This is a genomic window from Cupriavidus gilardii, from assembly GCF_013347325.1.
GTDB lineage: Bacteria > Pseudomonadota > Gammaproteobacteria > Burkholderiales > Burkholderiaceae > Cupriavidus > Cupriavidus gilardii.
Genome location: NZ_CP054626.1, coordinates 1,762,860 through 1,789,379, shown reverse-complemented (window position 1 = coordinate 1,789,379; position 26,520 = coordinate 1,762,860). Strand labels below are relative to the sequence as shown.

Below are 26,520 nucleotides of genomic sequence, written 5' to 3'. Positions count from 1 at the left end.
GCGGCAGGCAATCGACGGAAGACAGAATTGACGCAAACACCGCGCGAACAAAAAAGCCGCCCGGTGAATGGGGGCGGCTGCTTTTGCGGATTTCGATCGGTTGGTTGCGGGGGCAGGATTTGAACCTGCGACCTTCGGGTTATGAGCCCGACGAGCTGCCAGACTGCTCCACCCCGCGTCCGTCGAAGAAGTGATTATAGGGCAATCGCTTTCGCAATGCAACAGCAGCGTGCGACCAAAGTGAGCGGCGCCGCATGTCAAGCGGTCTCGGGGGCCGCATTGCCGTTCGGGCGTTCCCACATCGCCGCCTCGAACTCGAAATTCTCGCGTTGCAGCAGATCGTCCCGTTGCCAGATCACGCGGTCGGGCCGCACCGTCAGCATCCAGGTCGTGGTGACCAGCGGCGCGGGCGCGGAGAAGGCCAGCGGCGTCAGCACCGCGGCGCAATGACCCTGGCCGGGATCGCGCACCGAGCGGTAGCGGATCAGCCCGAGGCCGGCCTCGCGCGCGACGCGGGCGAACGCCTGGCAGCCGTCGTAGTGCACCGGGTCTTGCCATTGCGCGGCGTCGCGCACGAACGGCGCTTCGTCCAGCGCTACGCCTTCGGTCCGTACGCCGACCTGGAACAGCGTCTGCGCGCGCGCATCGATGCGCGGCAGCGCGGGACTGTCGCGCAGGAAGCGCCAGCGCCAATAGCCGAGCTCCGCGCAGGCGGTGCGGATCTCGTCCGCGCCATAGAAGACGCCCGGATCGTGCGCGGCCCGAAAGCGCGACCCCCACGGCGACGGCGGATAGCGGAACGGCGTGAACAGCAGATAGTGCAGATGGCGGGCGTAGGAGGGCACCGCCGGTTTGCCGGCATCGAGCACGGCTTCCAGCACGGCCTGCTCTTCGAGGCTGTCGACCAGCGGCATCGTGGAAACCACATGCTGGGCTTCCACCGCCCGCCACAACGTGAGCGCAAACGGCTTGCGCTCAGATGCGACCGCGGGTGGCGTCCAGGTAGTGAACGACACGAACCAGGCCTTCGGTAGTACGGATCAGTTCGAGCGGCTTGCCGCCCAGCGCGAGGTTGTCATTGGCCAGCCACAGCCGGGCCTGGTCGCCATGTCCGAGGATGGCGTCGAGCGAACGGAACAGACGGACGAACAGCACGCCGAATTCCCATTCCTTGCGGTGGTTGTCCAGTACGTAATGGCCCGAGGCCATGCGGGAGACAGAGGCCGTGCTGATGCCGAGCACGCTGGCGACCACGGCCTGGCTGATGCCGAGGAAGCCGGCCGCGCGCATCACGGCCTTGGTCAGGGTCGCTCCGGCATCCGGGGCGCCGGCGGGAAGCTGCTGCCGAAGTTGCTTGGTCTGCATCGCCATGCTCCTGTTTCCTTGGAAACATTATAGGCCATTTGTTTCGCAAGGGAAGCAGGAAAACCACTTTTGCGGGGTTCCTTGCGTACGCCGGTTCGACCGCCGGCGTTCGGGACCCGTTCCCGGACTGTTGGGAACACGCGGAACTGCCGTACCGATTCGGCCGGCGGGCGATGCAATATAGTGCGAACGCGCGCAGGGGGCGGCTTGCCCGCCGATCAGGCCCCCGCGTCCTGCAGCACCGTCTGCAGCGCATGCAGCGAGGCGTCCAGGCTCTGCCCGCTGGTGTCGACGATCGCGTCGGCACGCGAGTAGAGCGGCGTGCGGGCCTGCAGGATACGGCGCAGATCGGCCATCGCCTCGCTGTTGCCCTGCATCGGCCGCATATCGCCCTGGGCGACCACGCGCGCCATGTGTTCCTCGGGGGAGGTCTTGACCCACACCGTGTAGCAGTTGGCCAGCAGCAGATTGAAGGTGGCCGGCTCCGACACCAGGCTGCCCGGGGTCGCCAGCACCAGCCGCTCGTGTTCGCGCAGCACGCGCTCGAGCGCGCGCAACTCGTAGCGGCGGTAGGCAGCCTGGCCGTACAGCGAATGGATTTCCGACAGCGTGGCGCCGGCCTCCTGTTCGATGGCGCCGTTCAGCTCGACGAACGGCAGGTCGCGCGCCGCGGCCAGTGCCCGGCCCAGCGTCGATTTGCCGGCGCCGCGCAGGCCGATCAGCGCGATCCGCTGATGGCGGGCGTCGAAGGGCGCCGACGGCGCCAGCGCATTGCGGCAGGCTTCGCGCACGCGGGCCAGATCGGCCGGCGGCAGTTGCGCCAGCCATTGCAGCAGCTGGCCAAACTCGGCAGCGCGCGCGCCGTTGCCGCCATCGGCCTCGGCCAGCACCACTGGCAGCGGCACGTTCAGCGCCGCCGCCACCTGGCGCAGCAGCAGCACGGACGCGTTGCCCGTCCCGGTTTCCAGATTGGCCAGATAGCGCTCGGAGACGCCGGCACCGCGCGCCAGATCCTTGCGCGACATGCCGCGCGCGGCGCGCAGCGAACGGATTCGCTCGCCCAGCTGGGTCAGATACGGATCGCGCTCGCCGGGCTGGCGGGGCTCGGCGTCGGACAAGGGCGCAGTGGCTTCGGTGGCGCGGCGCATCTCGGACATGGGTTCGATGGAAGGGCAGCGACGGGCGCTGGGTGCGGCATTATAGGGCACACGAATCGCAAACTCCGGGTAGACCCCGAGCCTGTTTCGCTGCCATATAGTGCATTCCTGAGCTTGCATCTTAGTCGATGTGCAATAAAATGCATCAACAACGACAAGGTGCTGCAGCCAAGCCGCCACACAGCTGCCAGACCAGCGCCACATCAGCGACACATCAGCGCCACATCAGCGCTCCACAACCGCCGCCGGCGCACGCACCAACGGCCGACAAGAGGCCGCCTTTGGGCCGCCCAAGGAGTGAGACATGACGTCCCCGACCGCTTTGCCGGCGCGCTACAACGCCGCCGTCGATCTGCTGTCGCGCAATCTGGATGCCGGCCGGGGCGACAAGCTGGCCTACCGCGACGACACCGCCACGCTGACCTTCGCCGAGCTCGAGGCGCGCAGCCGCGGCTTCGCCGGCGCGCTGCTGGCGGCGGGCCTGCGGCCCGAGGAACGGCTGCTGCTGTGCGCGTTCGATACCATCGATTTTCCGGTGGCGTTCTTGGGGTCCCTGCTGGCCGGCGTGGTGCCGGTGGCCGTCAATACGCTGCTGACGGTGGACGACTACGCCTACATGCTTGAACACAGCGGCGCGCGCGCCGTGGTGGTGTCCGCACCGCTGTTGCCGGCCTTGCGCGAGGCGGCGCAGCGCGCCGGGGTCGAACCCCTGTGGATCGTCGCGGCGCCGCTGCCCGCCGATGGGCAGCTGCCGCAGGGCGAGGAGCCGGCGGCGGCGACCGTGGCGGGCCTGGCCGGCAGCGGTACGCCGCTCGCGCACGCTGCCGCGACGGGGCCCGACCACATGGCGTTCTGGCTCTATTCGTCCGGCTCCACAGGGCGGCCCAAGGGCACGGTCCATACGCACGGCAACCTGTTCCATACCGCCGACCTGTATGCCCGCCAGGTGCTCGGCCTGCGCGAGGACGACGTGGTGTTCTCCGCCGCCAAGCTGTTCTTCGCCTACGGGCTCGGCAACGCCTTGACCTTCCCGCTGTCGGTCGGCGCCACCACGGTATTGATGGCGGAGCGCCCGACGCCGCAAGCGGTGTTCCGCCGTCTGACCGAACAGCGGCCCACCGTGTTCTGCGGCGTGCCGACGCTGTTCGCCGGCATGCTGGCCGCGCCCGACCTGCCGGCGCGCGACAACGTCGCGCTGCGTATCTGTACCTCCGCCGGCGAGGCCTTGCCGCGCGACATCGGCGAACGGTTCCGCGCCCATTTCGGCTGCGACATCCTCGACGGCATCGGCTCGACGGAGATGCTGCACATCTTCCTGTCGAACCGTCCCGGCGACGTACGCTACGGCACCACCGGCAAGCCGGTGCCCGGCTACGAGCTGAAACTGCTGGACGACGCCGGCCAGCCCTGCGCCGCGGGCGAGATCGGCGATCTGTACATCAAGGGGCCATCGGCCGCGCTGATGTACTGGGGCAATCGCGACAAGACCCGCGATACCTTCGTCGGCGAATGGACCCGCAGCGGCGACAAGTATCTGTGCGATGCGGACGGCTACTACGTCTATGCCGGCCGCAGCGACGACATGCTGAAGGTCGGCGGCATCTATGTGTCGCCGTTCGAGGTGGAGGCGGCGCTGGCGCGCCATCCCGCGGTGCTGGAAGCCGCCGTGATCGGCGTCGAGGATGACGATCGCCTGGTCAAGCCCAAGGCCTACGTGGTGCTGCGTCCGGGCCACGCGTGGCACGACGGCATGGAGGCGCAGCTGCAGGACTTCGTCAAGCGCAGCCTGGCGCCGTACAAGTATCCGCGCCGGATCGAGTGCGTGGCCGAGCTGCCCAAGACCGCCACCGGCAAGATCCAGCGCTTCCGCCTGCGGCAGCGCGAACAGCAGGCGCGCGAGGCCGCGTCGGGCGCGGCCGGCGCCATCCGCTCGCCATCCGCGCCATGAGACAGGGTAAGCCGCGATATCCCCGGGGCCCACGCGTCATTACACTCGGGCGCGAGCCGCTTGCGCTGGTGGACGAAGCTGTCCCGGCGCCGGGTTCCACTGCATTGACGCCATCCATGGCGGGGTTTATAACGGCGAAAACTTCAAACCTAAAATAATTTGGCGCCGCACCGCCTCGGCAGCCGGCGCCGCCGCACCGTCGAGCGAGCGAACCGCTTGAACCACCAGGAGGAGACATCCATGCATCGCTTCATCTCGCGCCGCCTGGCGCCGACCTGTGTTGCCGCCGCCGCTCTGGCGCTGGCGGGCACAGCCGCGGCGCAGCCCGCGCCATCGGCGGCCGCCGGCAAGATCAAGGTCGGCTTCATGCTGCCCTACACCGGCACCTATGCGGCGCTCGGCACGGCGATCGAGAACGGCTTCCGCATGTACGTGCAGGAGCAGGGCGGCCGGCTGGGCGGGCGCGAGGTCGAATTCTTCAAGGTCGACGACGAATCGGATCCGGCCAAGGCGCCCGAGAACGCCAACAAGCTGGTCAAGCGCGACCAGGTCGACGTGGTGATCGGCACCGTGCATTCGGGCGTGCAGATGGGCATCGTCAAGGTGGCCAAGGAAAGCAACACGCTGCTGATCATTCCGAACGCGGGCGCCGACGAGGCTACCGGTCCGCTGTGCGGGCCCAATATCTTCCGCTCGTCGTTCTCGAACTGGCAGCCAGGCTATGCGATGGGGCAGGTGGTGGCCGAACGCGGCATGAAGCGGGTCGTCACGCTGACGTGGAAGTACGCGGCGGGCGAACAGTCGGTACGCGGCTTCAAGGAGGCCTTCGAGGCCAAGGGCGGCAAGATCGTCAAGGAACTGAGCCTGCCGTTCCCGAACGTCGAATTCCAGGCGCAGATCACCGAGATCGCGTCGCTCAAGCCCGATGCGGTATTCGTCTTCTTCGCCGGCGGCGGCGCCGTCAAGTTCGTCAAGGACTGGGCCGCGGCGGGCCTGAAGGACAAGATTCCGCTCTATGCATCGGGCTTCCTGACCGACGGCACGCTCGAGGCGCAGGGTACCGCGGCGCAGGGCCTGGAGACCACGCTGCACTACGCCGACGGCCTGCAGAATCCGCGCGACAAGCAGTTCCGGCTCAATTACGCGAAGGCTTACAAGCTGCAGCCGGATGTCTACGCGGTGCAGGGCTACGACGCGGCGCAGATGCTGGCCGCCGGCGCCGCCGCCGTCAAGGGCGACATGAGCCGCAAGGCGGACGTCTACAAGGCGATCGCCGCCGCGCGCATCGACAGCCCGCGCGGCACCTTCACGCTGTCGCGCGCCCACAACCCGGTGCAGGACTTCTATCTGCGCAAGGTCGAGGGCCGCGAGAACAAGGTCGCCGGCATCGCGGTCAAGGCGCTGGCCGATCCCGCGCGCGGCTGCCGCCTGTAACGCGAGGCCGCCAACGCCCATCGCCTGCGCCTTGCGCGCGTCACCGGCCGCGGCATGCCGGCGCTTGCCGGCCGCGGCCTCGTCAACGACCGATCGCCTCGCATGGACTTCGTCTCCTTCCTGATCCAGTGCCTGAACAGCGTGCAGTACGGTCTGCTGCTGTTTCTGGTCGCCAGCGGCCTGACGCTGATCTTCGGCATCATGGGCGTGATCAATCTCGCCCACGGCAGCTTCTACATGTTGGGCGCCTACCTGGCCTTCACGCTGGCGAGCATGACCGGCAGCCTGTTCATCGCGCTGCCGCTGGGCATCGTGCTGGCGGTCGCGTTCGGCTATCTGCTCGAGTGGGTGTTCTTCAGCTACCTGTACGAGCGCGATCACCTGCAGCAGGTGCTGATGACCTATGGGCTGATCCTGGTGTTCGAGGAGATGCGCAGCATCCTGGTCGGCGACGACGTGCACGGCGTGCCGGTGCCGCCGCTGCTCGACGGCGCGCTGCCGATCGGCAACGAGATGACCTATCCGGTCTACCGGCTGTTCATCTCGGCGGTGTGCCTGCTGGTGGCCGCGGCGATGTACTACGTGATCCGCCGCACGCGGCTGGGCATGACGATCCGTGCCGGCGCCAGCAATCGCGAGATGGTGCAGTCGCTGGGCGTCAATATCGGCCGGCTGTACCGGCTGGTGTTCGCGCTCGGCGTCGCGCTGGCGGTGCTGGCCGGCATGATCGCCGCGCCCGTGTCGTCGGTCTATCCCGGCATGGGCAGCCAGGTGCTGATCGTCTGTTTCGTCGTGGTGGTGATCGGCGGCATCGGCTCGGTCAAGGGCGCGATGGTCGCCGCGCTGCTGCTCGGCTTCGTCGATACCTTCGGCAAGGTGTTCTGGCAGGAGGCGGCGGGTGTGCTGGTCTATCTGCTGATGGCGATCATTCTGCTCTGGAAACCCCAGGGTCTGTTCAAGGCGGGCTAGCGCGATGGCATCGACACCTCCGACCAACCTCGGCGCCGACATCGGCGCGGCCTTCGACCTGCAGCGGCGCGCCAGCCTGCGCTGGACCACGCTGGCATGGGCGATCGCCTTCGCCGTGCTGGCGGCGCTGCCGCTGGCGCTCGGCGGCGAGGGCAACAAGTTCTACATCGACCTGCTCAGCAAGGTGATGATCATGGCGATCTTCGCGCTGTCGCTGCAGCTGCTGATCGGCTATACGGGGCTGGTCAGCCTGGGCCATGCCGCGTACTTCGCCACCGCCGCCTATGCGACCGCGATGCTGGCGCCGCAGTCTGAGCCCGGCAACGGCTGGTGGCTGCTGGTGGCGGCGGTCGCCGCGGCCGCGGTGCTGGCGCTGCTGGTCGGCATGCTGGTGCTGCGCACGCGCGGCATCTACTTCATCATGGTCACGCTGGCGTTCGCGCAGATGGTGTACTTCATCTTCCACGACACCAAGATCGCCGGCGGCAGCGACGGCACCTATATCTATTTCCGGCCCGAGTTCGGCGTGTTCGGCGCGCGGCCGCTGGGCATCGACGATCCCGTGCATTTCTACTGGCTGGTGCTGGGCGCGCTGATCTTCACGGTCGCGGCGCTGGCGATGGTGCTGCGCTCGCGCTTCGGGCACGCGCTGATCGGCATCCGCCACAACGAGCAGCGCATGCGGGCCGCGGGCTTCGCCACCTACCGCTACCAGCTCGGCGCCTTCGTCGCGGGCGGCGCGTTCGCCGGACTGGCCGGCTATCTGTATGCGATCCAGTTCGGCTTCGTCAATCCGGAGATCGCGTCGTGGCATCAGTCGGGCAACGCGATGCTGATGGTGATCCTGGGCGGCGTCGGCAGTCTGGCCGGTGCGGTGATCGGCGCGTTCTCGTTCGTGCTGCTGGCCGAGTGGTTCAGCACGCTGACCAAGCATTGGCAACTGCTGATGGGCGGCTTCATCATCGCCGCGGTGGCGCTGCTGCCGGGCGGGCTGGTTGGATTGGCGACAGTGTTGCGGCGCCGGCTCGGTGGCGGCGCAGGCCGCCGCGTGAGCGGCAAGGCAGCCGGCATACAGGGAGAGCGGCGATGAACGCGCGCCATGGCAATGAACCGGTGCTGCGGGCGGCCGCACTGACGCGCCGCTTCGGCGGGCTGACCGCGGTGTCCGGCGTCGATCTGGCGCTGGACCTGCATCAGATCCACGCCGTGATCGGCACCAACGGCGCCGGCAAATCGACGCTGATCAATCTGCTGTCGGGCGAACTTGCGCCGACCGCGGGCCAGCTGTTCCTGCACGGCACCGACGTCACCGGCTGGCCGCAGCCGCGGCTGGCCTGCGCCGGCGTCGGACGCAGCTATCAGCGCAACAACGTGTTCGCACCGCTGAGCGTGCGCGAGAACTGCCGGCTGGCGGCGCAGTCGCGCGCGCAGCGTGCCTGGCGCCTGTGGGAAAGCGCGCAATCGTGCCGCACCGCGCGCGCGCTTGGCGACGAGGCGATGGAAAGGGCCGGTCTGGCGGACTGCGCGGCGCTGCCGGCGATGGCGCTGTCGCACGGGCAGAAGCGCCAGCTGGAGGTGGCGATGTGCCTGGCCACACAGCCGGTCGCGCTACTGCTCGACGAGCCGCTGGCCGGCATGGGCGCCGAGGAATCGGCGCGGATGCTGTCGCTGCTGCGCGATCTGCGCGAGGGGCACGCGATCCTGCTGGTCGAGCACGACATGGACGCCGTGTTTGCGGTGGCCGACCGCATCACCGTGATGGTCAACGGCGTGGTGATCGCCTCGGGCGAGCCGGCCGCGATTCGCACCAACCGTGAGGTGCAACAAGCCTACCTGGGCGACGACGAAGGCGCGGGCGAGCTTGCCGATGTCGCGGCCGGCGCGCATCCCCACGGCACGGGCGCCGGCGCGGCCACGGGCACGCGCAAGGAGTGTGCAGCGTGAAGCCGATGATCGAAGCCACCGGCGTGCAGGCCTGGTATGGCACCAGCCATGTGCTGCGCGGCGTCGACTTCCGCGTCGATGCCGGTGAAACGGTCGGCCTGCTTGGGCGCAACGGCATGGGCAAGAGCACGCTGCTGCGGACCTTGCTCGGCCACGTGACGCAGCGCGCCGGCACCATCGTCGTTGCGGGCCGCGACGTGTCGCGCGCGCGGCCATACGATGTCGCGCGCCTCGGGGTTGCCTACGTGCCCGAAGGCCGCGGCATCTTCCCGAACCTGTCGGTGCGCGAAAACCTGCTGATGGCTGCGCGCAAGGGTTGCAACGGCCGTAACGACTGGGACGAGGCGAGGGTGCTCGAGCTGTTCCCGCGCCTGAAGGAGCGGCTCGACCATGGCGGCCAGCAGCTTTCGGGCGGCGAGCAGCAGATGCTGTCGATCGGCCGCGCGCTGATGACCAACCCGGACTGCCTGATCCTCGACGAGGCGACCGAAGGGCTGGCCCCGAAGATCGTCCGCGAAATCTGGGACGTGATCGCCGCGGTGCGGGCCACCGGCATTTCGACCGTGGTGGTGGACCGCAACTATCGCGCGGTGCTGGCGCAGGCCGACCGCGTGGTGGTGCTCGAGAAGGGACTGGTCGCGGCCAGCGGCGCCGCCGCCGAGCTGGCGGCCACGCCGGGCCTGCTCGAGCGGTATCTTGGCGTCTGACCGCCTCGAAGTTCGGTCGCATTCGGTGCCTTGATCCAGCGCGGTGATATCGGCGAACTCGTAGAAGACATAGCAGACATGGAACGGCGCGAATACCGCTTGTCGCGCCGTTTTTCTATGGCGGGCGCACCACACCCCAGGGGTTGACCGAGCGCCGCTTCGCTCGCATCCTTGCGTTCCTGGGTAGGGCGATCGCCGGCAAGCAAGGTCTTCGCGCCCGCTCCGCAGCGCGCCCCGGATATGGCCCCGGACACGGGCCGAACACGGTCCCAAGAAGATTCCTGATGACGCTGCCGGCCCGTTTCCACTAGAATGGCGCCCGATTGTGCATTGCAAAAAAATTCTCCAACGATGCGGCGGCCCGCGGCATAACGGGCCGCCCGCTCCGAATCCATGACACAACCCACCACGAGCCATTATTTCGTCGAGACCCCCAGCATGCGCATGCTGGTACTCGCGGCGATCGGTGTCGTCTTCGGCGATATCGGCACCAGTCCCCTGTATGCCCTGAAGGAGTGCTTCAGCGCCGAGCATGGCATTCCGTTCAGTCCCGAAGCCGTGATGGGCGTGATCTCGCTGCTGTTCTGGGCAATGATCCTGGTGGTGTCGATCAAGTACGTGGTGTTCGTGATGCGCGCGGACAACGACGGCGAGGGCGGCGTGCTGGCGCTGATGGCGCTGGCGCTGCGCAGCGCCGCACCGCGCTCGCGGCGGGCCAAGCTGCTGATGATGCTGGGCATCTTCGGCGCCTGCATGTTCTACGGCGATGCGGTGATCACGCCGGCCATCTCGGTGCTGTCGGCGGTCGAGGGCATCGAGATCGCGACGCCGGCACTGTCGCACTACGTGATCCCGATCACCCTGGCGATCCTGCTGGTGCTGTTCCTGCTGCAGCGGCGCGGCACCTCTTCGGTGGGCAAGCTGTTCGGTCCCATCATGGTGGCGTGGTTCCTGTCGCTCGGCGCGCTGGGCATCTACCACCTGATCGAGTCGCCATCGATTCTCGCCGCGATCAATCCTCTGTACGGCGTGCGCTTCCTGCTCGAGCATTCGCTGCAGGCCTTCATCGTGCTCGGTGCCGTGTTCCTGGTGCTGACCGGCGCCGAGGCGCTGTACATCGACATGGGCCATTTCGGTCCCGCGCCGATCCGCCGCTCATGGTTCGCGATCGTGATGCCCTGCCTGATCCTGAACTACTTCGGCCAGGGCGCGATGCTGCTGGGCAACCCGAGCGCGGTGCGCAATCCGTTCTACCTGATGGTGCCCGAGCTGCTGCTGATCCCGATGGTGTTGCTCGCTACCTGCGCCGCGGTGATCGCGTCGCAGGCGGTGATTTCGGGCGCGTTCTCGCTGACCAGCCAGGCGATCCAGCTCGGCTTCATTCCGCGCATGCGGATCCGCTACACGTCCGAAGCGGAGATCGGCCAGATCTACTTGCCGGTGATCAACTGGTCGTTGCTGGTGGCGGTCGTGATGGTGGTGCTGGCCTTCAAGAAATCGGAGAACCTGGCGGCCGCCTACGGCATCGCGGTGACCACAACGATGGTGATCACCACGCTGCTGTCGATCGTCGTGATGCGGCATGTGTGGAAATGGCCGCCGGCGGTGGTGGCCGCCGCTGGCGCGGCCTTCCTGGTGATCGATCTGTCGTTCTTCTCGGCCAACCTGCTGAAGGTCGCCGAAGGCGGCTGGTTCCCGCTGCTGCTGGGCAGCGCGGCCTTCTTCCTGCTGATGACCTGGTACGGCGGCCGCAAGCTGCTGCGCGCGCGCAGCCTGGAGGAGGGTATTCCGCTGGAGCCCTTCATGGCCGGCTTGCTGGCGCATCCGCCGCACCGCGTCGAGGGCACCGCGGTTTTCCTGACCGGCAATACGGAATTCGTGCCGGTGTCGCTGCTGCACAACCTGAAGCACAACCGCGTGCTGCATGAGCGCGTGGTGTTCCTGAGCTTCGTCACGCGCGACATTCCGTATGTCGACGACGATCGCCGGCTCAGCTGCAAGGACCTCGGCGGCGGCGTCTTCATCCTGAAGTCCGAATACGGCTTCAAGGAAACCCCTGACGTGCTGAAGGTGCTCGATCTTTCCAAACGCAAGCTGAACATGGAATTCGAGCTGATGGAGACCTCGTTCTTCATCGCCCGCGAATCGGTGATCCCGTCGCGCCTGCCCGGCATGCCGATGTGGCGCGAGACGCTGTTCGCGTGGATGCATCAGAACGGCGCCAAGCCATCGGACTTCTTCCGCATTCCGGCCAACCGGGTGGTGGAGCTGGGAACCAAGGTCGAGATCTGAGCGCGGCGGCAGGGAAGAGCCGGGCGGCGCGCCCTGACCGGCTGGCGGCCTTGGGGCCGCCCGCTTTTTTGCTTACCGCTTCAGCTTGGCGAACGCCGCCGCCATCGCGCCGGCCGGTTCGGCTTCGCGCCGGCCGCCGCCCTGGAAGCCGCGGCTCGGGCGGTTGCCGCCGCGCTCCTGGCGCTCGCCGCCGGCCGCGCGATTGCCGCTCTGGCCGGGCTCGTCGTCCAGGCGCATCGACAGGCCGATGCGGTTGCGCTTGACGTCGACCTCCATCACCTTGACCTTGACGATCTGGCCGGCCTTGACGACCTCGTGCGCGTCCTTGACGAACTTGTTCGACAGCGCCGAGATATGGACCAGGCCGTCCTGGTGCACGCCGATATCGACGAAGGCGCCGAAGGCGGCGACGTTGGTCACCACGCCCTCGAGCACCATGCCGGGCTGCAGGTCCTTGATGTCCTCGACGCCGTCCTGGAAGGTCGCGGTCTTGAATTCCGGACGCGGGTCGCGGCCCGGTTTTTCCAGTTCGCTGAGGATGTCCCGCACGGTCGGCAGGCCGAAGGTGTCGTCGGTGAACTGCGCCGGCGACAGGCCGCGCAGCGCGTCGCGATTGCCCATCACCTCGCGCAGGTCCTTCTTGATATGGTCGAGGATGCGCTTGACGACCGGATACGCCTCCGGGTGAACCGAGGAGCGGTCCAGCGGATTGTCGCCGTCATTGATGCGCAGGAAGCCCGCCGCCTGCTCGAAGGTCTTGTCGCCGAGCCGCGGCACCTTCTTCAGCGCATCGCGATTGGGGAAGGCGCCATTGGCATCGCGGAACTCGACGATATTGCGCGCCAGCACGCTGTTCAGGCCCGACACGCGCGCCAGCAGCGGCACCGACGCGGTATTGACGTCGACGCCCACGGCGTTCACGCAGTCCTCGACCACCGCATCGAGCGTGCGCGCCAGCTCGCGCTGGTTGACGTCATGCTGGTACTGGCCGACGCCGATCGATTTCGGATCGATCTTGACCAGTTCGGCCAGCGGGTCCTGCAGCCGGCGTGCGATCGACACCGCGCCGCGCAGCGACACGTCCAGATCGGGGAATTCCTTGGCCGCCAGTTCCGAGGCGGAATAGACCGAGGCGCCGGCTTCGCTGACGACGATCTTGGTCAGCTTCAGTTCGGGCGCCTGGCGCATCAGGTCCTGCACCAGCTTGTCGGTCTCGCGGCTGGCGGTGCCGTTGCCGATCGACACCAGCGAGACGCCATGCTGCCTGGCGAGCCGTGCCAGCGTGGCCAGCGAGCCGTTCCAGTCGCGGCGCGGCTCGTGCGGGTAGATCGTCGCGGTCTCCAGCAGCTTGCCGGTGGCGTCGACCACCGCGATCTTGCAGCCGGTGCGGATGCCCGGGTCGATGCCCATCACCGCCTTCGGGCCGGCCGGGGCGGCCAGCAGCAGTTCGTGCAGATTGCGGCCGAAGATCTTGATCGCCTCGCCTTCCGCGCTCTCGCGCAACTGCGTCAGCAGTTCGGTTTCGAGGTGCGGCTGCACCTTGACGCGCCAGCACCAGCGGCAGACGTCGCCCAGCCACTTGTCGGCGGGGCGGTTCAGGTTCTGGATGCCGACATGGCGCGCGATCATCGCCTCGCACGGGTGCGGCACCAGCGCGTCCTGTTCTTCGCCCAGGCCCAGCTTGATCATCAGCACGCCGGCATTGCGGCCGCGGAACAGCGCCAGCGCGCGGTGCGACGGGATCGTGCGGATGGTCTCGCTGTAGTTGTAGTAGTCGCGGAACTTCTCTTCCTCGGCGGTTTCCTTGCCTTCGACCACCGACGAGGTGACCACGCCGTTGGACCACAGATGCTCGCGCAGCTTGCCCAGCAGTTCGGCGGTCTCGCCGAACTGCTCCGACAGGATGTCGCGCGCGCCATCCAGCGCCGCCTTGACGTCGGGCACGCCGCCATCGGCGGTCGGCTTGCCGTTGACGTACCTGGCCGCCTCGGCCTGCGGATCCAGCGTCGGGTCCGCCAGCAGCGCCTGCGCCAGCGGTTCCAGCCCGCATTCGCGCGCGATCTGGGCACGGGTGCGGCGCTTGGGCTTGTAGGGCAGGTACAGGTCTTCCAGCGCCTGCTTGGTGACCGCCGCTTCGATCGCGGTGCGCAGTTCGGGGGTCAGCTTGCCCTGTTCCTCGATCGAGGCCAGGATCGCGGCGCGGCGTTCCTCCATGTCGCGCAGGTACAGCAGCCGTTCCTCCAGCGCGCGCAGCTGCGTGTCGTCGAGGTTGCCGGTGGCCTCCTTGCGGTAGCGCGCGATGAACGGCACGGTGGCGCCTTCGTCGAGCAGTTCGACGGCCGCCGCCACCTGGCGGGGTTGGACGGACAGCTCGGCCGCGATGAGCGACACGATCTTTTGCGTGACGGAAGCTGGCAGGTTGGACATCGAAAAAACACTCAGTCGAAAGCGGGGCATTTTGCCACAAGCGAACGGCGCTTCATCCGGCATGCGGTACGCCCGGGATCGATTCTGAACCGGCCTGGCGCACAGGCCGCACACGAGGCCGCGCGCGGGCGCGGCGGCATGCCCCGATGGTAGAATCCGCCCATGAACCTCAAGCCACAACGGGCCGCTTTGCCGGCAAGTTTTCCGGCCGCCGATCGTGCGGCAACGACGGTCGCCGCCGGGCCGGCCAGGGGGCCGATGCTGGCACTGACGCTGGCTCTGGCGTGCCTGACCGTGCCGCTGCCTGCTGCGCTGGCGCAGGGCGCGGCTTCCGCCCCGGCGGCGGCCACCTCGGGCTCCGCCGAATTGCAGCCGACGCGCGACTTCGACGCCGAGCGAAAGGCCGTGGCCGATTCGCGCGCCTGGACCAACTACCGCTTCGCCACCGCCGAGCGCGCCTGCTACGACAAGTTCTTCGTCACCAACTGCATCGAGCGCGCGAAGGAAACGCAGCGCACCGAGCTGGCCGTGCTGCGCGAACGCGAACTGGAGATCGGCGAGGCCGAGCGTGCGTTCAAGGCCGCCAGGCGCGATCGCGAGCAGGCGCTGCGCCAGGCCGAGTACGAGGCCAGCCAGCCGCAGCGCGCGGCCGAGGAACAGGCCAACCGCGCCGAGTTCGAGCGCAAGCAGCAGGAACAGAAGCTGCGCGACGCGCAGCGCCAGGCCGAGGCGCCCCAACGCGCCGCCAATGCCGCCGAATACCAGCAGAAGCAGGCCGACTACGACGCGCGGATGCGCGAGGCGCGCGAACGCGGCGCCGAGCAGGCCCGCCAGCGCGCCGAGAACGTCAAGGCGTACGAGGCCAAGCAGCAGCAGGCGATCCAGCGCCAGCGCGAGGTCGAGGAGCGCCGCGCCAAGGCCAAGGAAAAGCAGGGCAGCGGCGAGTCGCCGCGGCCGTTCGGCTTCTGATGATGGACGTCGCCGGTGGGGGAGGCCAATGGACGATGGACCGCGATCTGAACACCGTCGCACGCCAGATCATCGAGCTGCAGATCGAGCACCGCGATCTGGATTATCTGATCGACCGGCTGTCCGCCGAGGCCAGCCACGATGAACTGCAATTGCGCCGGCTCAAGAAGCGCCGGCTGAAGCTGAAGGACGCCATCACGCTGCTGCAGTTGCAGCTCGAACCCGACGTTCCCGCCTGATCTCCCGGTCCGCGATGCCGCGGGCCGCCACGCCAGCGCCGCCGGCCACCCCCGGTGGCGCACCGAATTCCTGCCAGCCTTGTCCGATTCCGATCTTTCCCATTCCGGCGACGATGCCGCCGGTCCCGCCATCCAGCCGGACGCCGCCGACGCGCGCGCCGCGGCGCTGGCGCGCATCTTCGCGCCGAGCGGCACGCTGGCGCAGGCCATCGACGGCTACCGGCCGCGCGATGCGCAGGCGAAGATGGCCGCCGCGGTGGCCGATGCGATCGAGGCGAACGACACGGTGATCGTCGAGGCGGGCACCGGTACCGGCAAGACCTTTGCCTATCTGGTACCGGCGATGCTGTGGGGCGGCAAGGTGATCCTGTCGACCGGCACCAAGAACCTGCAGGACCAGCTGTTTCTGCGCGACATCCCGACCGTGCGCCGCGCGCTCAATGTGCCGGTCTCGGTCGCGCTGCTCAAGGGCCGCGCCAACTACGTCTGCCACTACCACATGGAGCGCGCGCAGATGAACGGGCGGCTGGCGTCCAAGCAGGACGCGGCGTGGCTGCGCGAGATCGCCAACTTCGCCAAGACTACGTCGTCGGGCGACAAGGCCGAGCTCGCCAGCGTGCCCGAGAACGCGCCGGTATGGCAGCTGGTGACCTCGACCCGCGACAACTGCCTGGGAACCGAATGCCCGCACCACAAGGAATGCTTCGTGATGCGGGCGCGCAAGGAAGCGCAGCAGGCCGACCTGGTGGTGGTCAACCATCATCTGTTCTTTGCCGACGTGGTGCTGCGCGATACCGGCATGGCCGAGCTGCTGCCGGCGGCGAATACGGTGATCTTCGACGAGGCGCACCAGCTGCCGGAGACCGCGACGCTGTTCTTCGGCGACAGCCTGTCGACCAGCCAGTTGCTGGAGCTGGCGCGCGATACGGTGGCCGAGGGCCTGTCGCACGCGCGCGATGCGGCCGACTGGGTCGGCATCGTTGCGCCGTTCGAGCGGGCCACGCGCGACCTGCGGCTGGCCTTCGGCAAGGACAACGTCCGCCTGGCGCTGGGACAGATCGAGGCCGATGCGCGCATCGGCGAGCCGTTCTTCGACACGCTCGATGCGCTGGAGAAGGCGTTGAGCGACGTGGTCGCGCTGCTGCAGGGGCAGGCCGAGCGCGCCGAATCGCTGGAGCAGTGCCATCGGCGCGCGCAGGAACTGGCGCAGCGGCTCGCGGCCTGGCGCGACGACAGTGCGGCGCCGCAGCCGGCGGTCGATGCCGGCGGCGCCGGCGCCGAGGCAGCGCAGCCTGCGCTGGCGGCGTTGTCGGAGTCCGGCGAGGCGAGCGCCGAGTCGGCGGGCGCCGTGTCCGCCGACACCGCGCCCTCATTCCATCCGCCCGAAACGGTGCGCTGGGTCGAAGTGTTCTCGCATACCGTGCAGCTGCACCGCACGCCGCTGTCGATCGCGCCGATCTTCTCGCGCCAGCGTGCGGGACATCCGCGCGCGTGGATCTTCACGTCGGCGACGCTGTCGGTCAAAGGCAATTTTGCCCACTATGCCGCGCAGCTCGGGCTCGACAAGGACCGCTCGCTGTCCCTGCCCAGCCCCTTCGATTATGGCGAGCAGGGCCTGTTGTACGTGCCGCGCGACCTTCCGGCGCCGCAGTCGCCGCAGTTCACCGACGCGGTGGTGGCGGCGGCCTTGCCGCTGATCGAGGCGGCCGGCGGGCGCACCTTCCTGCTTTGCACCACGCTGCGCGCGGTGCAGCGCGCCTCCGACCTGCTGTACGAAGCCTTCGCCGAACGCGGGCTGCAGTTGCCGATCCTGGTGCAGGGCCAGGCCAGCCGTACCGAACTGCTCGATCGCTTCCGCGAGCTGGGCAATGCGGTGCTGGTCGGCAGCCAGAGCTTCTGGGAGGGCGTCGATGTACGTGGCGAAGCGTTGTCGCTGGTGGTGATCGACAAGCTGCCGTTCGCGCCGCCCGACGATCCGGTGCTGGCCGCGCGCATGGAGGCATTGCAGAAGAAGGGCCTGAGCCCGTTCGCCGTGCACCAGCTGCCGCATGCGGTGATCACGCTGAAGCAGGGCGCAGGCCGGCTGATCCGCTCCGAAACCGATCGGGGCGTGCTGGTGATCTGCGACACGCGGCTGGTCGAGAAGCCCTATGGACGGCAGATCTGGCAAAGCCTGCCGCCGTTCAAGCGCACGCGCGAGCGGGACACGGTGGTGGCGTTTCTGGAAGGGTTGAAGAAGGCGTAGCGCGACAGCGGCGACCGCGGTCCGGTGGGCCCGCGATTGCCGCAAAAACAAGCCGCCCCAAAAAGCCGCCCAAAAAAAGCCGCCAAAACAAAAAGCCCGGTTCGGCAGATCGAACCGGGCTTTTCTTATGCTTCCTATGCCTGTCGCAGCGGCATCAGAACAGCTTCCACCACGGCTTGTCCTTCTCGCGGCGTTCGCCGTACTTCATGAAGTCGCTGTTGGGGAAGTTCATCTCCATCACGCGCGCCGTGTCGTCGCGCAGATCCTTCATGCCGAGCGCCTCGTACGAACGGATCATGATGTACAGCGCCTCTTCGTTGGCCGGCGCGCCATCGTATTCCTTCAGTGCCTGCTGCGCGCGGTTGACCGCCGCCAGATAGGCGCCGCGGCGATAGTAGTAGCGCGCCGCGTGGACCTCGTGCTGGGCCAGCGAGTTGACGATGTACTGCATCCGCGCCGCCGCGTCCGGCGTGTAGCGGCTCTCCGGGAAGCGCGTGACCAGTGTGTGGAACGCGTCGTAGGCCGCGCGCGCGGCCTTCGGATCGCGCTCGCTCAGGTCCTGGCCCGAGAAGCGGCCGAGCCAGCCGAGGTTGTCGTTGAAGTTGATCAGCCCCTTCAGGTAATAGGCGTAATCGACCGACGGATGGTTCGGGTGCAGCTGGATGAAGCGGTCGACCGAGGCCAGCGCGGCGGCGGTCTCGCCGTCCTTGTAGTTCGCGTAGGCCGTATCGATCTGTGCCTGCTGCGCGAAGCGGCCGAAGGGGTAGCGCCCCTCGAGCTTTTCGTACAGCTTGACCGCGCGCGGATAGTCGCCGCTGTCGAGAGCGTCCTTGGCTTCCGAATATAATTTGTTGGCTGACCAACCCGCGGTTTCGTCGGGTTGTTCCGAGAGCAGGCCGCATGCCGACAGCATGACGCAGCCGCCCGCGAGCAGAATCGCTCCAAATCTTGCGCGCCAACTGGCGCGTCTCATGCTCATCGATTGCATGGGCAACCTATTCCGGATGAAAAAAAGCGTCAAGCATTATAGCCCAAGCCCCTCGGTCGCCAGCCCGCAAGCGGCCCTCGACAGCGAGGCCGCACGCGATGCGGCGGTCGAAACCGAGCTGGAGGATTTCGACGAGCTGCCCGCGGCCGCACTTGTCCAGGTGGAAAGCGGCGCCGACATGGTTCCGCTGGTGCTGGAAGTCGACAGCGCCGCACACGGAGAACGGCTCGATAAATTATTGGCGCGCCAGTTCAGCGAATTCTCGCGCAGCCGTATCCAGCAGTGGATCGACAGCGGCGCCGTGACCGTCGACGGCGCGGTGCGCCGGCCGCGCGACAGCGTGCAGATGGGACAGCGCATCGAGGTGCGGCCGCAGGCCGCGCCCGAAACGCTGGCCTTCACGCCCGAGCCGGTGCCGCTGGACGTCGTCTACGAAGACGCGGCGCTGCTGGTCATCGACAAGCCCGCCGGCCTGGTCGTGCATCCGGCCGCCGGCAACTGGAGCGGCACCGTGCTCAACGGGCTGCTGCATCGCGACCCCGCCGCTGCCGCGCTGCCGCGCGCCGGCATCGTCCACCGGCTCGACAAGGAGACGTCGGGCCTGATGGTGGTGGCGCGCACGCTGACCGCGCAGACCGATCTGGTGCGGCAGCTGCAGGCGCGCACGGTCAAGCGGACCTATCTGGCGCTGGTGTGGGGCGAGGCGCCCGACGAGGGCACCATCGATGCGCCGATCGGGCGCGATCCGCGCGAGCGCACCCGCATGGCGGTCGTTCATACCGCGAGCGGCAAGCCTTCGCGCACGCATTTCCGTACGCTGGGCGTCGCGCCGCTGGGACGCGGCTGCGTGTCGATGGTGATGTGCCAGCTCGAGACCGGCCGCACCCATCAGATCCGCGTGCATTTCGAATCGATCGGCCATCCGCTGCTGGGCGACCCGGTCTATCACCGCGCTACCCAGCGCGGCCAGCGTCCGGCCATCAAGGCGCCGTTGCCGGTGCCGTTCGAACGCCAGGCGCTGCATGCCTATCGGCTCGGTCTGGTGCATCCGGTCACCGGCAAGGCGATGTCGTGGCGCGCGCCGGCACCGGATGATCTGCAGGCGTTGATCGACGCGCTGGAGTTCACCACGCTGGAAGAGCGCGATCGCTACGACGATGAGGACGATGGCGACGGTGAGGCATGGGATGGCGCCATCCTTTACGAGGTCGATGACGACGATGACGATGACCAACGTTGATGCCGGCAGGCTCTCGCAGCTGGTACCCGACTGGCCCGCGCCGGCGCGGGTACGGGCGCTGTCGACGACGCGCATCGGCGGCGTCAGCCGCGGTCCGTATGGACTCGCCGACGGCAGCGCCGGCGGCCTCAATCTCGGTACCCACGTTGGCGACGATGCCGATGCGGTCGCGCAGAACCGGCGGCGCCTGCGGACCTGGCTGCCGGCAGCGCCCAGATGGCTGGATCAGGTGCATGGCTGCGCGGTGGTGACTGCCGATGGCGCCGACGGTGCCGATGGTGTCGACGGCGCGGAGAACGGCGCGCCGCCGCGCGCCGATGCGAGCATCAGCACCACACCGGGACAGGTCTGCGCGGTAATGACCGCGGACTGCCTGCCGGTGCTGCTGTGCGATCGTGCCGGCACGGTGGTCGGCGCCGCGCATGCGGGCTGGCGCGGCCTGTGCGCCGGCGTGATCGAGGCCACGCTGGCCCGCATGGACGCGCAATGCAAGGACGCGGGATCGCGGCCGCAGTGGCTCGCATGGCTGGGCCCGGCGATCGGCCCGGATGCGTTCGAGGTCGGCGCCGAAGTCCGTGCGGCGTTTCTCGAGCAGGCGTTGCCGTCAGAAGGCGAGGCGGTGGAGCAAGCGTTCCGGCCTGCCGCGGCCGGCAAATACCTCGCGGACCTCTATGCGCTGGCCCGCATCCGGCTTGCCCGCGCCGGCTGTGTCGACGTCCACGGCGGCGATGCCTGCACGGTCAGCGATCCGCAGCGCTTCTATTCGTACCGGCGCGATGGCGTGACCGGGCGGATGGCGAGCCTGGTCTGGCTCGAGCCGGCATCGAAGGAAAGTTGAGCGGCCCGGCCGCCTGCCGGGCAGCGGCGCGGTCCGCTGCTCTATTGTTCGGACGACCTGACATTTGGCTTCATGCAGCGCCGCCGTCCGGCGGCGTGGCTGCCTTGGCCTGCCGTGCCGCTTGTTTTTCCGCCTGTTCCGCAGCCCGCCGGCGCTTGCGGCGTCCGGGCGTGCCGAGAATGTAGAGCAGCAACGCGACCGGCCCGACGCCATACAGCAGGAAGGTGGCGATCGCGGCCACCACCGTGTGTTCGGTAATGGCCATCATCAGCGCGACGTAGAGCCAGCCGATCGCGACGATATACATCGGAATTTCATCCTCTTCGTGGACACTGCCGCGGGCAGGATCGGCGGCCGCGGAGCGCCTTTGCGCCAAGACGTTTCCCGCATTGACAGCGTCGTCGTTGCAAGGCAACAATGCCCCGGACGGCGAGTAACTGTGCGGCCCGCAGCGCCCCGCACCACGGTATGCCGTGGAAAGCGCGCTGGCCGTCATTCGGCAAGCATACCGCACGCGCTCCGTGGCCGGAGGAGCGCGCCGCGTGCCGGTTCTCCCGGAGCGAATCGCTGAACGCGTTCCGGGCCGGCTTACCATCAGACGGCAGAGAGACACGACATCATGGCGACCGGCAAAGGCGCGGCAGCTTCCGGACAGGAAGAAAAGACCACACCGTTTTCATCGACGCCGGGGCCATTCGATCCAGCGACATGGCTGGAGTGGTCCAGGCAGGCCCAGGCCAATGGCCGCGCGGCCGGCGGCATGCCCGGCGCGGATGCATTCGCGGCGCTCGGCGCGTTCCCGGGCGGCGCCTTTACCGGCGCCGGATTTCCCGGCACGGCATTTCCCGGTATCAAGATCGCCCCGGCCCAGCTGGCCGAAATCCAGCAGCGCTTCATGCAGGGGTTCACCGACCTGTGGCGCGCGATGGCGGCCGGCGACCAGCAGCAGGTGCAACTGACCGACCGGCGCTTCGCCGGCGATGCCTGGCGCAGCAACGCGCCGTATCGCTACGCCGCGGCCTTCTATCTGCTGACCGCGCGCGCGATGAGCGAGATGGCCGATGCCGTCGAGGCCGATGCGAAGACGCGGCAGCGCATCCGCTTCGCGGTGACGCAGTGGGTCGATGCGATGTCGCCGGCCAATTTCCTCGCAACCAATCCCGAGGCGCAGCGACGCCTGATCGAATCGAACGGCGAATCGCTGCGCGCGGGGCTGCGCAACATGCTCGAGGATCTGACGCGCGGCAAGATCTCGCAGACCGACGAGTCGGCTTTCGAGGTCGGCCGCAATGTCGCGGTCACCGAGGGCGCGGTGGTCTACGAGAACGAATACTTCCAGCTGCTGCAGTACAAGCCGCTGACCGCCAAGGTGCACGCGCGCCCGCTGTTGATGGTGCCGCCCTGCATCAACAAGTACTACATCCTCGACCTGCAGCCGGAGAGCTCGCTGGTTCGCCACATCGTCGAGCAGGGCCATACCGTGTTCCTGGTGTCGTGGCGCAATCCGGATGCGAGCATGGCGGCGCGCACCTGGGACGACTATATCGAGCACGGTGCGATCCGTGCGATCGAGGTGGCGCGCGCGATCAGCGGGCAGCCGCGCATCAATGTGCTGGGGTTCTGCGTGGGCGGCACCATCGTGTCGACCGCGCTGGCGGTGATGGCGGGCCGCGGCGAACGCCCCGCGCAGAGCCTGACGCTGCTGACCACGCTGCTCGATTTTTCCGACACCGGCGTGCTCGACGTGTTCGTCGACGAAGCGCACGTGCAGTTGCGCGAGGCCACGCTGGGCGGCGCGGCCGGCGCGCCGTGCGCGTTGCTGCGCGGCATCGAGCTGGCCAACACGTTCTCGTTCCTGCGGCCGAACGACCTGGTCTGGAACTACGTGGTCGACAACTATCTGAAGGGCAATACGCCGGTGCCGTTCGACCTGCTGTTCTGGAACGGCGACGCGACCAATCTGCCAGGACCCTGGTATTGCTGGTATCTGCGCCATACCTATCTGCAGGACGAGCTGAAGGTCCCCGGCAAGCTGACCGTCTGCGGCGTGCCGGTTGACCTCGGCAAGATCGACGTGCCGACCTATCTGTACGGCTCGCGCGAGGACCATATCGTGCCGTGGACGGCCGCCTATGCATCGACGCGGCTGTTGTCCAATGACCTGCGCTTCGTGCTGGGCGCGTCCGGGCATATCGCCGGCGTCATCAATCCGCCGGCGAAGAACAAGCGCAGCCACTGGCTCAACGAAGACCTGCCCGACAGTCCGAACGACTGGCTGGCCGGCGCGACGGAGGCGCCCGGCAGCTGGTGGCCGGACTGGTTTGCCTGGCTCGGCAAGCACGCCGGCGCGAAAAAGGCGGCACCGACGCAGTACGGCAGCCGCGACTATCCGGCCATCGAGCCGGCGCCTGGCCGCTACGTCAAGGCCAAGGCTTAGACAACCGGGGCAACGCGAGAGGGGGAGAGCGCCGGGCTGCCAACGAGCTCAACCGTTACCGAAGGCGAACCCTTCATGGGAGACCGACCCGGTCGCTGCCTCTTCCGCACCCTCGCATCGACATCCGCATCGACAACCTGAATCCGCAGTATCCGCATTCCATTGAGAGGACTGAACATGACTGACGTTGTGATCGTATCGGCCGCACGCACCGCGGTAGGCAAATTCGGCGGCTCGCTGGCCAAGGTGCCGGCCCCCGAGCTGGGCGCCATCGTCATCAAGGCCGCGCTCGAGCGCGCCGGCGTCAAGCCGGAGCAGGTCAGCGAAGTAATCATGGGCCAGGTGCTGACCGCCGGCTCGGGACAGAACCCGGCGCGCCAGGCGGCGATCAAGGCCGGACTGCCGCATATGGTTCCGGCGATGACGATCAACAAGGTGTGCGGTTCGGGCCTGAAGGCCGTGATGCTGGCCGCCAATGCGATCGCCTCCGGCGATGCCGAGATCGTCGTGGCTGGCGGCCAGGAGAACATGAGCGCGGCGCCGCACGTACTGCCCGGCTCGCGCGACGGCTTCCGCATGGGCGACGCCAAGCTGATCGACACGATGATCGTCGACGGCCTGTGGGACGTCTATAACCAGTACCACATGGGCATCACCGCCGAGAACGTGGCCAAGGAATACGGCATCTCGCGCGAGGCGCAGGACGAGTTCGCGGTCAGCTCGCAGAACAAGGCCGAGGCCGCGCAGAAGGCCGGGCGCTTCGACGAGGAAATCGTTCCGGTGATGATCCCGCAGCGCAAGGGCGAACCGGTGGCGTTCGCCACCGACGAGTTCGTTCGCCACGGCGCGACGCTCGAGAGCATCGCCGGCCTGAAGCCGGCCTTCGACAAGGCGGGCACCGTGACCGCCGCCAATGCCTCGGGCATCAACGATGGCGCCGCCGCCGTGGTGGTGATGTCGGCCGCCAAGGCGCGCGAGCTGGGCCTGACCCCGCTTGCCACGATCCGCGCCTTTGCCAACGCCGGCGTCGACCCGAAGGTCATGGGCATGGGCCCGGTGCCGGCCTCGCAGCGCTGCCTGTCGCGCGCCGGCTGGAGCGTGCAGGACCTGGACCTGATGGAGATCAACGAGGCGTTCGCCGCGCAGGCGCTGGCGGTGCACAAGCAGATGGGCTGGGACACCGACAAGGTCAACGTCAATGGCGGCGCGATCGCGATCGGCCATCCGATCGGCGCGTCGGGCTGCCGCATTCTGGTGACGCTGCTGCACGAAATGAAGCGGCGCGATGCGAAGAAGGGCCTGGCGTCGCTGTGCATCGGCGGCGGCATGGGGGTGGCGCTCGCCGTGGAACGGTGAGGAGGGGCGGGCCGGCACGCACGGTTTCAATGCGGACGGCATGGCGCCGTCCGACCGGCGCGCCGGCGTCGATAACAAGAATCTGATCAGGAGTGGATATGACTCAGCGCATTGCATACGTAACGGGCGGCATGGGCGGCATCGGCACCGCGATCTGCCAGCGCCTGGCCAAGGACGGCTTTCGCGTGATCGCGGGCTGCGGCCCCAACTCGCCGCGCCGCGAGCGCTGGCTGGAACAGCAGAAGGCGCTCGGCTTCGACTTCATTGCCTCCGAGGGCAACGTGGCCGACTGGGATTCGACCAAGGCGGCGTTCGACAAGGTCAAGGCGGAGGTCGGCGAGGTCGACGTGCTAATCAACAATGCTGGCATCACGCGCGACGTGGTGTTCCGCAAGATGACGCGCGCCGACTGGGACGCGGTGATCGACACCAACCTGACCTCGCTGTTCAACGTCACCAAGCAGGTGATCGACGGCATGGCGGATCGCGGCTGGGGCCGGATCATCAATATCTCGTCGGTCAACGGGCAGAAGGGGCAGTTCGGCCAGACCAACTACTCGACCGCGAAGGCCGGCCTGCACGGCTTCACGATGGCGCTGGCGCAGGAAGTCGCGACCAAGGGCGTGACGGTCAACACGGTGTCGCCGGGCTATATCGCCACCGACATGGTCAAGGCGATCCGTCAGGACGTGCTCGACAAGATCGTCGGCACGATCCCCGTCAAGCGCCTGGGCCAGCCGGAGGAAATCGCCTCGATCTGCGCCTGGCTCGCGTCGGAGGAATCCGGCTTCGCCACCGGTGCCGACTTCTCGCTGAACGGCGGCCTGCACATGGGCTGACCGAGCGGGCCGGCACTGCTCCGGCCCGCCGCCGCCCGACGCCGACATGGCGCGGGCGGTGCTGCGCTGCGTTGGACGCGCCGCAGCACCGTGCCGGCGCGTGCGCGCGGCGCGCGCCGATGCTTCGTTTTCTCCCGTTTTTGCCCGGCGATTTCTCGCGTTTGCTTGCGGGTTTTCCTTAGCGCCCGTGCCTTTTCACAGTGCCTTGTTAAGCATAGAATCAGGGCATCAACGCCGCCGGCACCAATTTGGGACATCGAGAAATACGACGCGGATCGCGCCCCTGGCCGGCGGGTCGGCCCCGCGCCGCAAGCGTTGCCGGATTGCGCACCGCACGGCATGCGGTGCAACAGCGAACCGATCGACCGTGCCGCACGAGCACGGGCCGCGGCGTCAGCGCACCGGCAGCGGATTACAAAAGGATAGAGCACCGATGGCCACCACCAAGAAAGGCGCAGAGCGACTGATCAAGAAATATCCCAATCGCCGGCTCTACGACACGCAGACCAGCACCTATATCACCCTGGCCGATGTCAAGCAGCTCGTGATGGACAACGAGGAGTTCAAGGTCGTCGATGCCAAGTCCGGTGACGAACTGACCCGCAGCATCCTGCTGCAGATCATCCTCGAGGAAGAAACCGGTGGCGTGCCGATGTTCTCCAGCGCGATGCTGTCGCAGATCATCCGTTTCTACGGCCACGCGATGCAGGGCATGATGGGCACCTACCTGGAGAAGAACATCCAGGCCTTCATCGACATCCAGAACAAGCTGGCGGAGAACTCGAAGGGCCTGTATTCGGGCGAAGCCTTCAGCCCCGACATGTGGTCGCAATTCATGAACATGCAGGCGCCGATGATGCAGGGCATGATGAGCAACTACATCGAGCAGAGCAAGAACCTGTTCGTGCAGATGCAGGAGCAGATGCAGAACCAGGCCAAGAACATGTTCGGCAATTTCCCGTTCAACCAGCCGGACAACAACAAGAAGACCGGCCAGGGCTGAACGCCGCCTGTCGTTGAACTGCAGTCGCGGCGGGGCAGAGCGCCCGCCTGCCGACGCGGTGGTCTCGGGGTAGAATCGCGGTCGTTCCGCCGCCACGGCCGTCTTCGGGATGGCAGGTCGCGG

22 protein-coding genes and 1 tRNA gene are annotated in these 26,520 nt (G+C 67.8%); 16 read left to right on the top strand and 7 right to left on the bottom strand.

Annotation, left to right across the window (positions count from 1 at the left end; all coding sequences use genetic code 11):
* Positions 1–101 precede the first annotated feature (101 nt).
* The 4 genes from FOB47_RS18345 to FOB47_RS18330 all read right to left on the bottom strand — a co-directional run bounded on the left by FOB47_RS18345 (position 102) and on the right by FOB47_RS18330 (position 2,513).
* Positions 102–178, bottom strand: a tRNA-Met gene (locus tag FOB47_RS18345).
* A gap of 79 nt (positions 179–257) precedes the next feature.
* Positions 258–1,016: an RES family NAD+ phosphorylase gene (locus FOB47_RS18340; RefSeq protein WP_082371489.1), complete on the bottom strand. Its 759-nt coding sequence runs from the start codon at positions 1,014–1,016 to the stop codon at positions 258–260.
* Entirely contained in the window at positions 976–1,371 is a 396-nt protein-coding gene (locus FOB47_RS18335) for an antitoxin Xre/MbcA/ParS toxin-binding domain-containing protein (RefSeq protein ID WP_370639503.1), read from the bottom strand. Before FOB47_RS18335 ends, FOB47_RS18340 begins: the two co-directional genes overlap by 41 nt.
* A 212-nt stretch (positions 1,372–1,583) precedes the next feature.
* Positions 1,584–2,513 carry a helix-turn-helix transcriptional regulator gene (locus FOB47_RS18330; protein ID WP_174782496.1) on the bottom strand — a complete coding sequence of 310 codons (930 nt, stop codon included), beginning with the start codon at positions 2,511–2,513 and terminating at the stop codon, positions 1,584–1,586.
* 313 nt (positions 2,514–2,826) lie between these two features.
* Between FOB47_RS18330 and FOB47_RS18325 the strand changes: the two genes are divergently transcribed.
* The 7 genes from FOB47_RS18325 (at position 2,827) to FOB47_RS18295 (ending at position 11,816) form a co-directional block, all read left to right on the top strand.
* Positions 2,827–4,470, top strand: a complete 1,644-nt coding sequence (locus FOB47_RS18325) for a benzoate-CoA ligase family protein (RefSeq protein ID WP_174781767.1) — start codon at positions 2,827–2,829, stop codon at positions 4,468–4,470.
* A gap of 240 nt (positions 4,471–4,710) precedes the next feature.
* On the top strand, positions 4,711–5,904 hold the full coding sequence (locus FOB47_RS18320; RefSeq protein ID WP_174781766.1) for an ABC transporter substrate-binding protein: 1,194 nt from the start codon (positions 4,711–4,713) through the stop codon (positions 5,902–5,904).
* Positions 5,905–6,006: 102 nt separating this feature from the next.
* A complete protein-coding gene (locus FOB47_RS18315) occupies positions 6,007–6,873 on the top strand; it encodes a branched-chain amino acid ABC transporter permease (protein ID WP_064573315.1) in 867 nt (288 codons plus the stop codon).
* Positions 6,874–6,877: 4 nt separating this feature from the next.
* Entirely contained in the window at positions 6,878–7,963 is a 1,086-nt protein-coding gene (locus FOB47_RS18310; protein WP_053821977.1) for a branched-chain amino acid ABC transporter permease, read from the top strand.
* The gene (locus FOB47_RS18305; protein WP_174781765.1) at positions 7,960–8,817 is read left to right on the top strand and encodes an ABC transporter ATP-binding protein; all 858 of its coding nucleotides are present in this window, start codon (positions 7,960–7,962) and stop codon (positions 8,815–8,817) included. The genes FOB47_RS18310 and FOB47_RS18305 overlap by 4 nt, the downstream gene beginning before the upstream one ends.
* Before the next feature lie 5 nt (positions 8,818–8,822).
* A complete protein-coding gene (locus tag FOB47_RS18300) occupies positions 8,823–9,524 on the top strand; it encodes an ABC transporter ATP-binding protein (RefSeq protein ID WP_053823115.1) in 702 nt (233 codons plus the stop codon).
* A 393-nt stretch (positions 9,525–9,917) separates the two neighbouring features.
* A complete protein-coding gene (locus FOB47_RS18295; RefSeq protein ID WP_174781764.1) occupies positions 9,918–11,816 on the top strand; it encodes a potassium transporter Kup in 1,899 nt (632 codons plus the stop codon).
* Positions 11,817–11,888: 72 nt separating this feature from the next.
* Here FOB47_RS18295 and FOB47_RS18290 read toward each other — a convergent pair whose 3' ends face one another.
* A complete protein-coding gene (locus FOB47_RS18290) occupies positions 11,889–14,243 on the bottom strand; it encodes a Tex family protein (RefSeq protein WP_174781763.1) in 2,355 nt (784 codons plus the stop codon).
* 162 nt (positions 14,244–14,405) lie between these two features.
* Between FOB47_RS18290 and FOB47_RS18285 the strand changes: the two genes are divergently transcribed.
* The 3 genes from FOB47_RS18285 (at position 14,406) to FOB47_RS18275 (ending at position 17,696) form a co-directional block, all read left to right on the top strand.
* Entirely contained in the window at positions 14,406–15,212 is an 807-nt protein-coding gene (locus FOB47_RS18285) for a hypothetical protein (protein ID WP_174781762.1), read from the top strand.
* A 35-nt stretch (positions 15,213–15,247) separates the two neighbouring features.
* Positions 15,248–15,451, top strand: coding sequence for a DUF465 domain-containing protein (locus tag FOB47_RS18280; protein ID WP_006580152.1), 204 nt, complete (start codon positions 15,248–15,250; stop codon positions 15,449–15,451).
* A 70-nt stretch (positions 15,452–15,521) separates the two neighbouring features.
* Positions 15,522–17,696, top strand: coding sequence for a DNA repair helicase YoaA (locus FOB47_RS18275; RefSeq protein ID WP_174782495.1), 2,175 nt, complete (start codon positions 15,522–15,524; stop codon positions 17,694–17,696).
* Positions 17,697–17,850: 154 nt separating this feature from the next.
* On the opposite strand, the gene FOB47_RS18270 is transcribed toward FOB47_RS18275, so the two are convergent.
* Positions 17,851–18,684 (bottom strand): outer membrane protein assembly factor BamD, encoded by an 834-nt coding sequence (locus FOB47_RS18270; RefSeq protein WP_023263940.1) that lies wholly within the window; start codon positions 18,682–18,684, stop codon positions 17,851–17,853.
* A 16-nt stretch (positions 18,685–18,700) separates the two neighbouring features.
* Here FOB47_RS18270 and FOB47_RS18265 point away from each other — a divergent pair, with 16 nt between their 5' ends.
* Both FOB47_RS18265 and pgeF read left to right on the top strand, forming a co-directional pair.
* On the top strand, positions 18,701–19,924 hold the full coding sequence (locus FOB47_RS18265; RefSeq protein WP_174781761.1) for an RluA family pseudouridine synthase: 1,224 nt from the start codon (positions 18,701–18,703) through the stop codon (positions 19,922–19,924).
* Complete coding sequence (pgeF, locus tag FOB47_RS18260) at positions 19,911–20,762, top strand: peptidoglycan editing factor PgeF (protein ID WP_244959328.1); 852 nt, start codon at positions 19,911–19,913, stop codon at positions 20,760–20,762. The genes FOB47_RS18265 and pgeF overlap by 14 nt, the downstream gene beginning before the upstream one ends.
* Before the next feature lie 70 nt (positions 20,763–20,832).
* Here pgeF and FOB47_RS18255 read toward each other — a convergent pair whose 3' ends face one another.
* Positions 20,833–21,069 (bottom strand): hypothetical protein, encoded by a 237-nt coding sequence (locus FOB47_RS18255; protein WP_174781759.1) that lies wholly within the window; start codon positions 21,067–21,069, stop codon positions 20,833–20,835.
* A 312-nt stretch (positions 21,070–21,381) separates the two neighbouring features.
* Here FOB47_RS18255 and phaC point away from each other — a divergent pair, with 312 nt between their 5' ends.
* From phaC to phaR, 4 genes are all read left to right on the top strand, one after another.
* Positions 21,382–23,199: a class I poly(R)-hydroxyalkanoic acid synthase gene (gene phaC / locus FOB47_RS18250; protein ID WP_174781758.1), complete on the top strand. Its 1,818-nt coding sequence runs from the start codon at positions 21,382–21,384 to the stop codon at positions 23,197–23,199.
* A gap of 177 nt (positions 23,200–23,376) precedes the next feature.
* Positions 23,377–24,555: an acetyl-CoA C-acetyltransferase gene (locus FOB47_RS18245; RefSeq protein ID WP_174781757.1), complete on the top strand. Its 1,179-nt coding sequence runs from the start codon at positions 23,377–23,379 to the stop codon at positions 24,553–24,555.
* 98 nt (positions 24,556–24,653) lie between these two features.
* Positions 24,654–25,394 (top strand): 3-ketoacyl-ACP reductase, encoded by a 741-nt coding sequence (locus FOB47_RS18240; RefSeq protein WP_006577377.1) that lies wholly within the window; start codon positions 24,654–24,656, stop codon positions 25,392–25,394.
* A 433-nt stretch (positions 25,395–25,827) separates the two neighbouring features.
* Positions 25,828–26,397 carry a polyhydroxyalkanoate synthesis repressor PhaR gene (gene phaR / locus FOB47_RS18235; protein WP_023264416.1) on the top strand — a complete coding sequence of 190 codons (570 nt, stop codon included), beginning with the start codon at positions 25,828–25,830 and terminating at the stop codon, positions 26,395–26,397.
* Positions 26,398–26,520 lie beyond the last annotated feature (123 nt).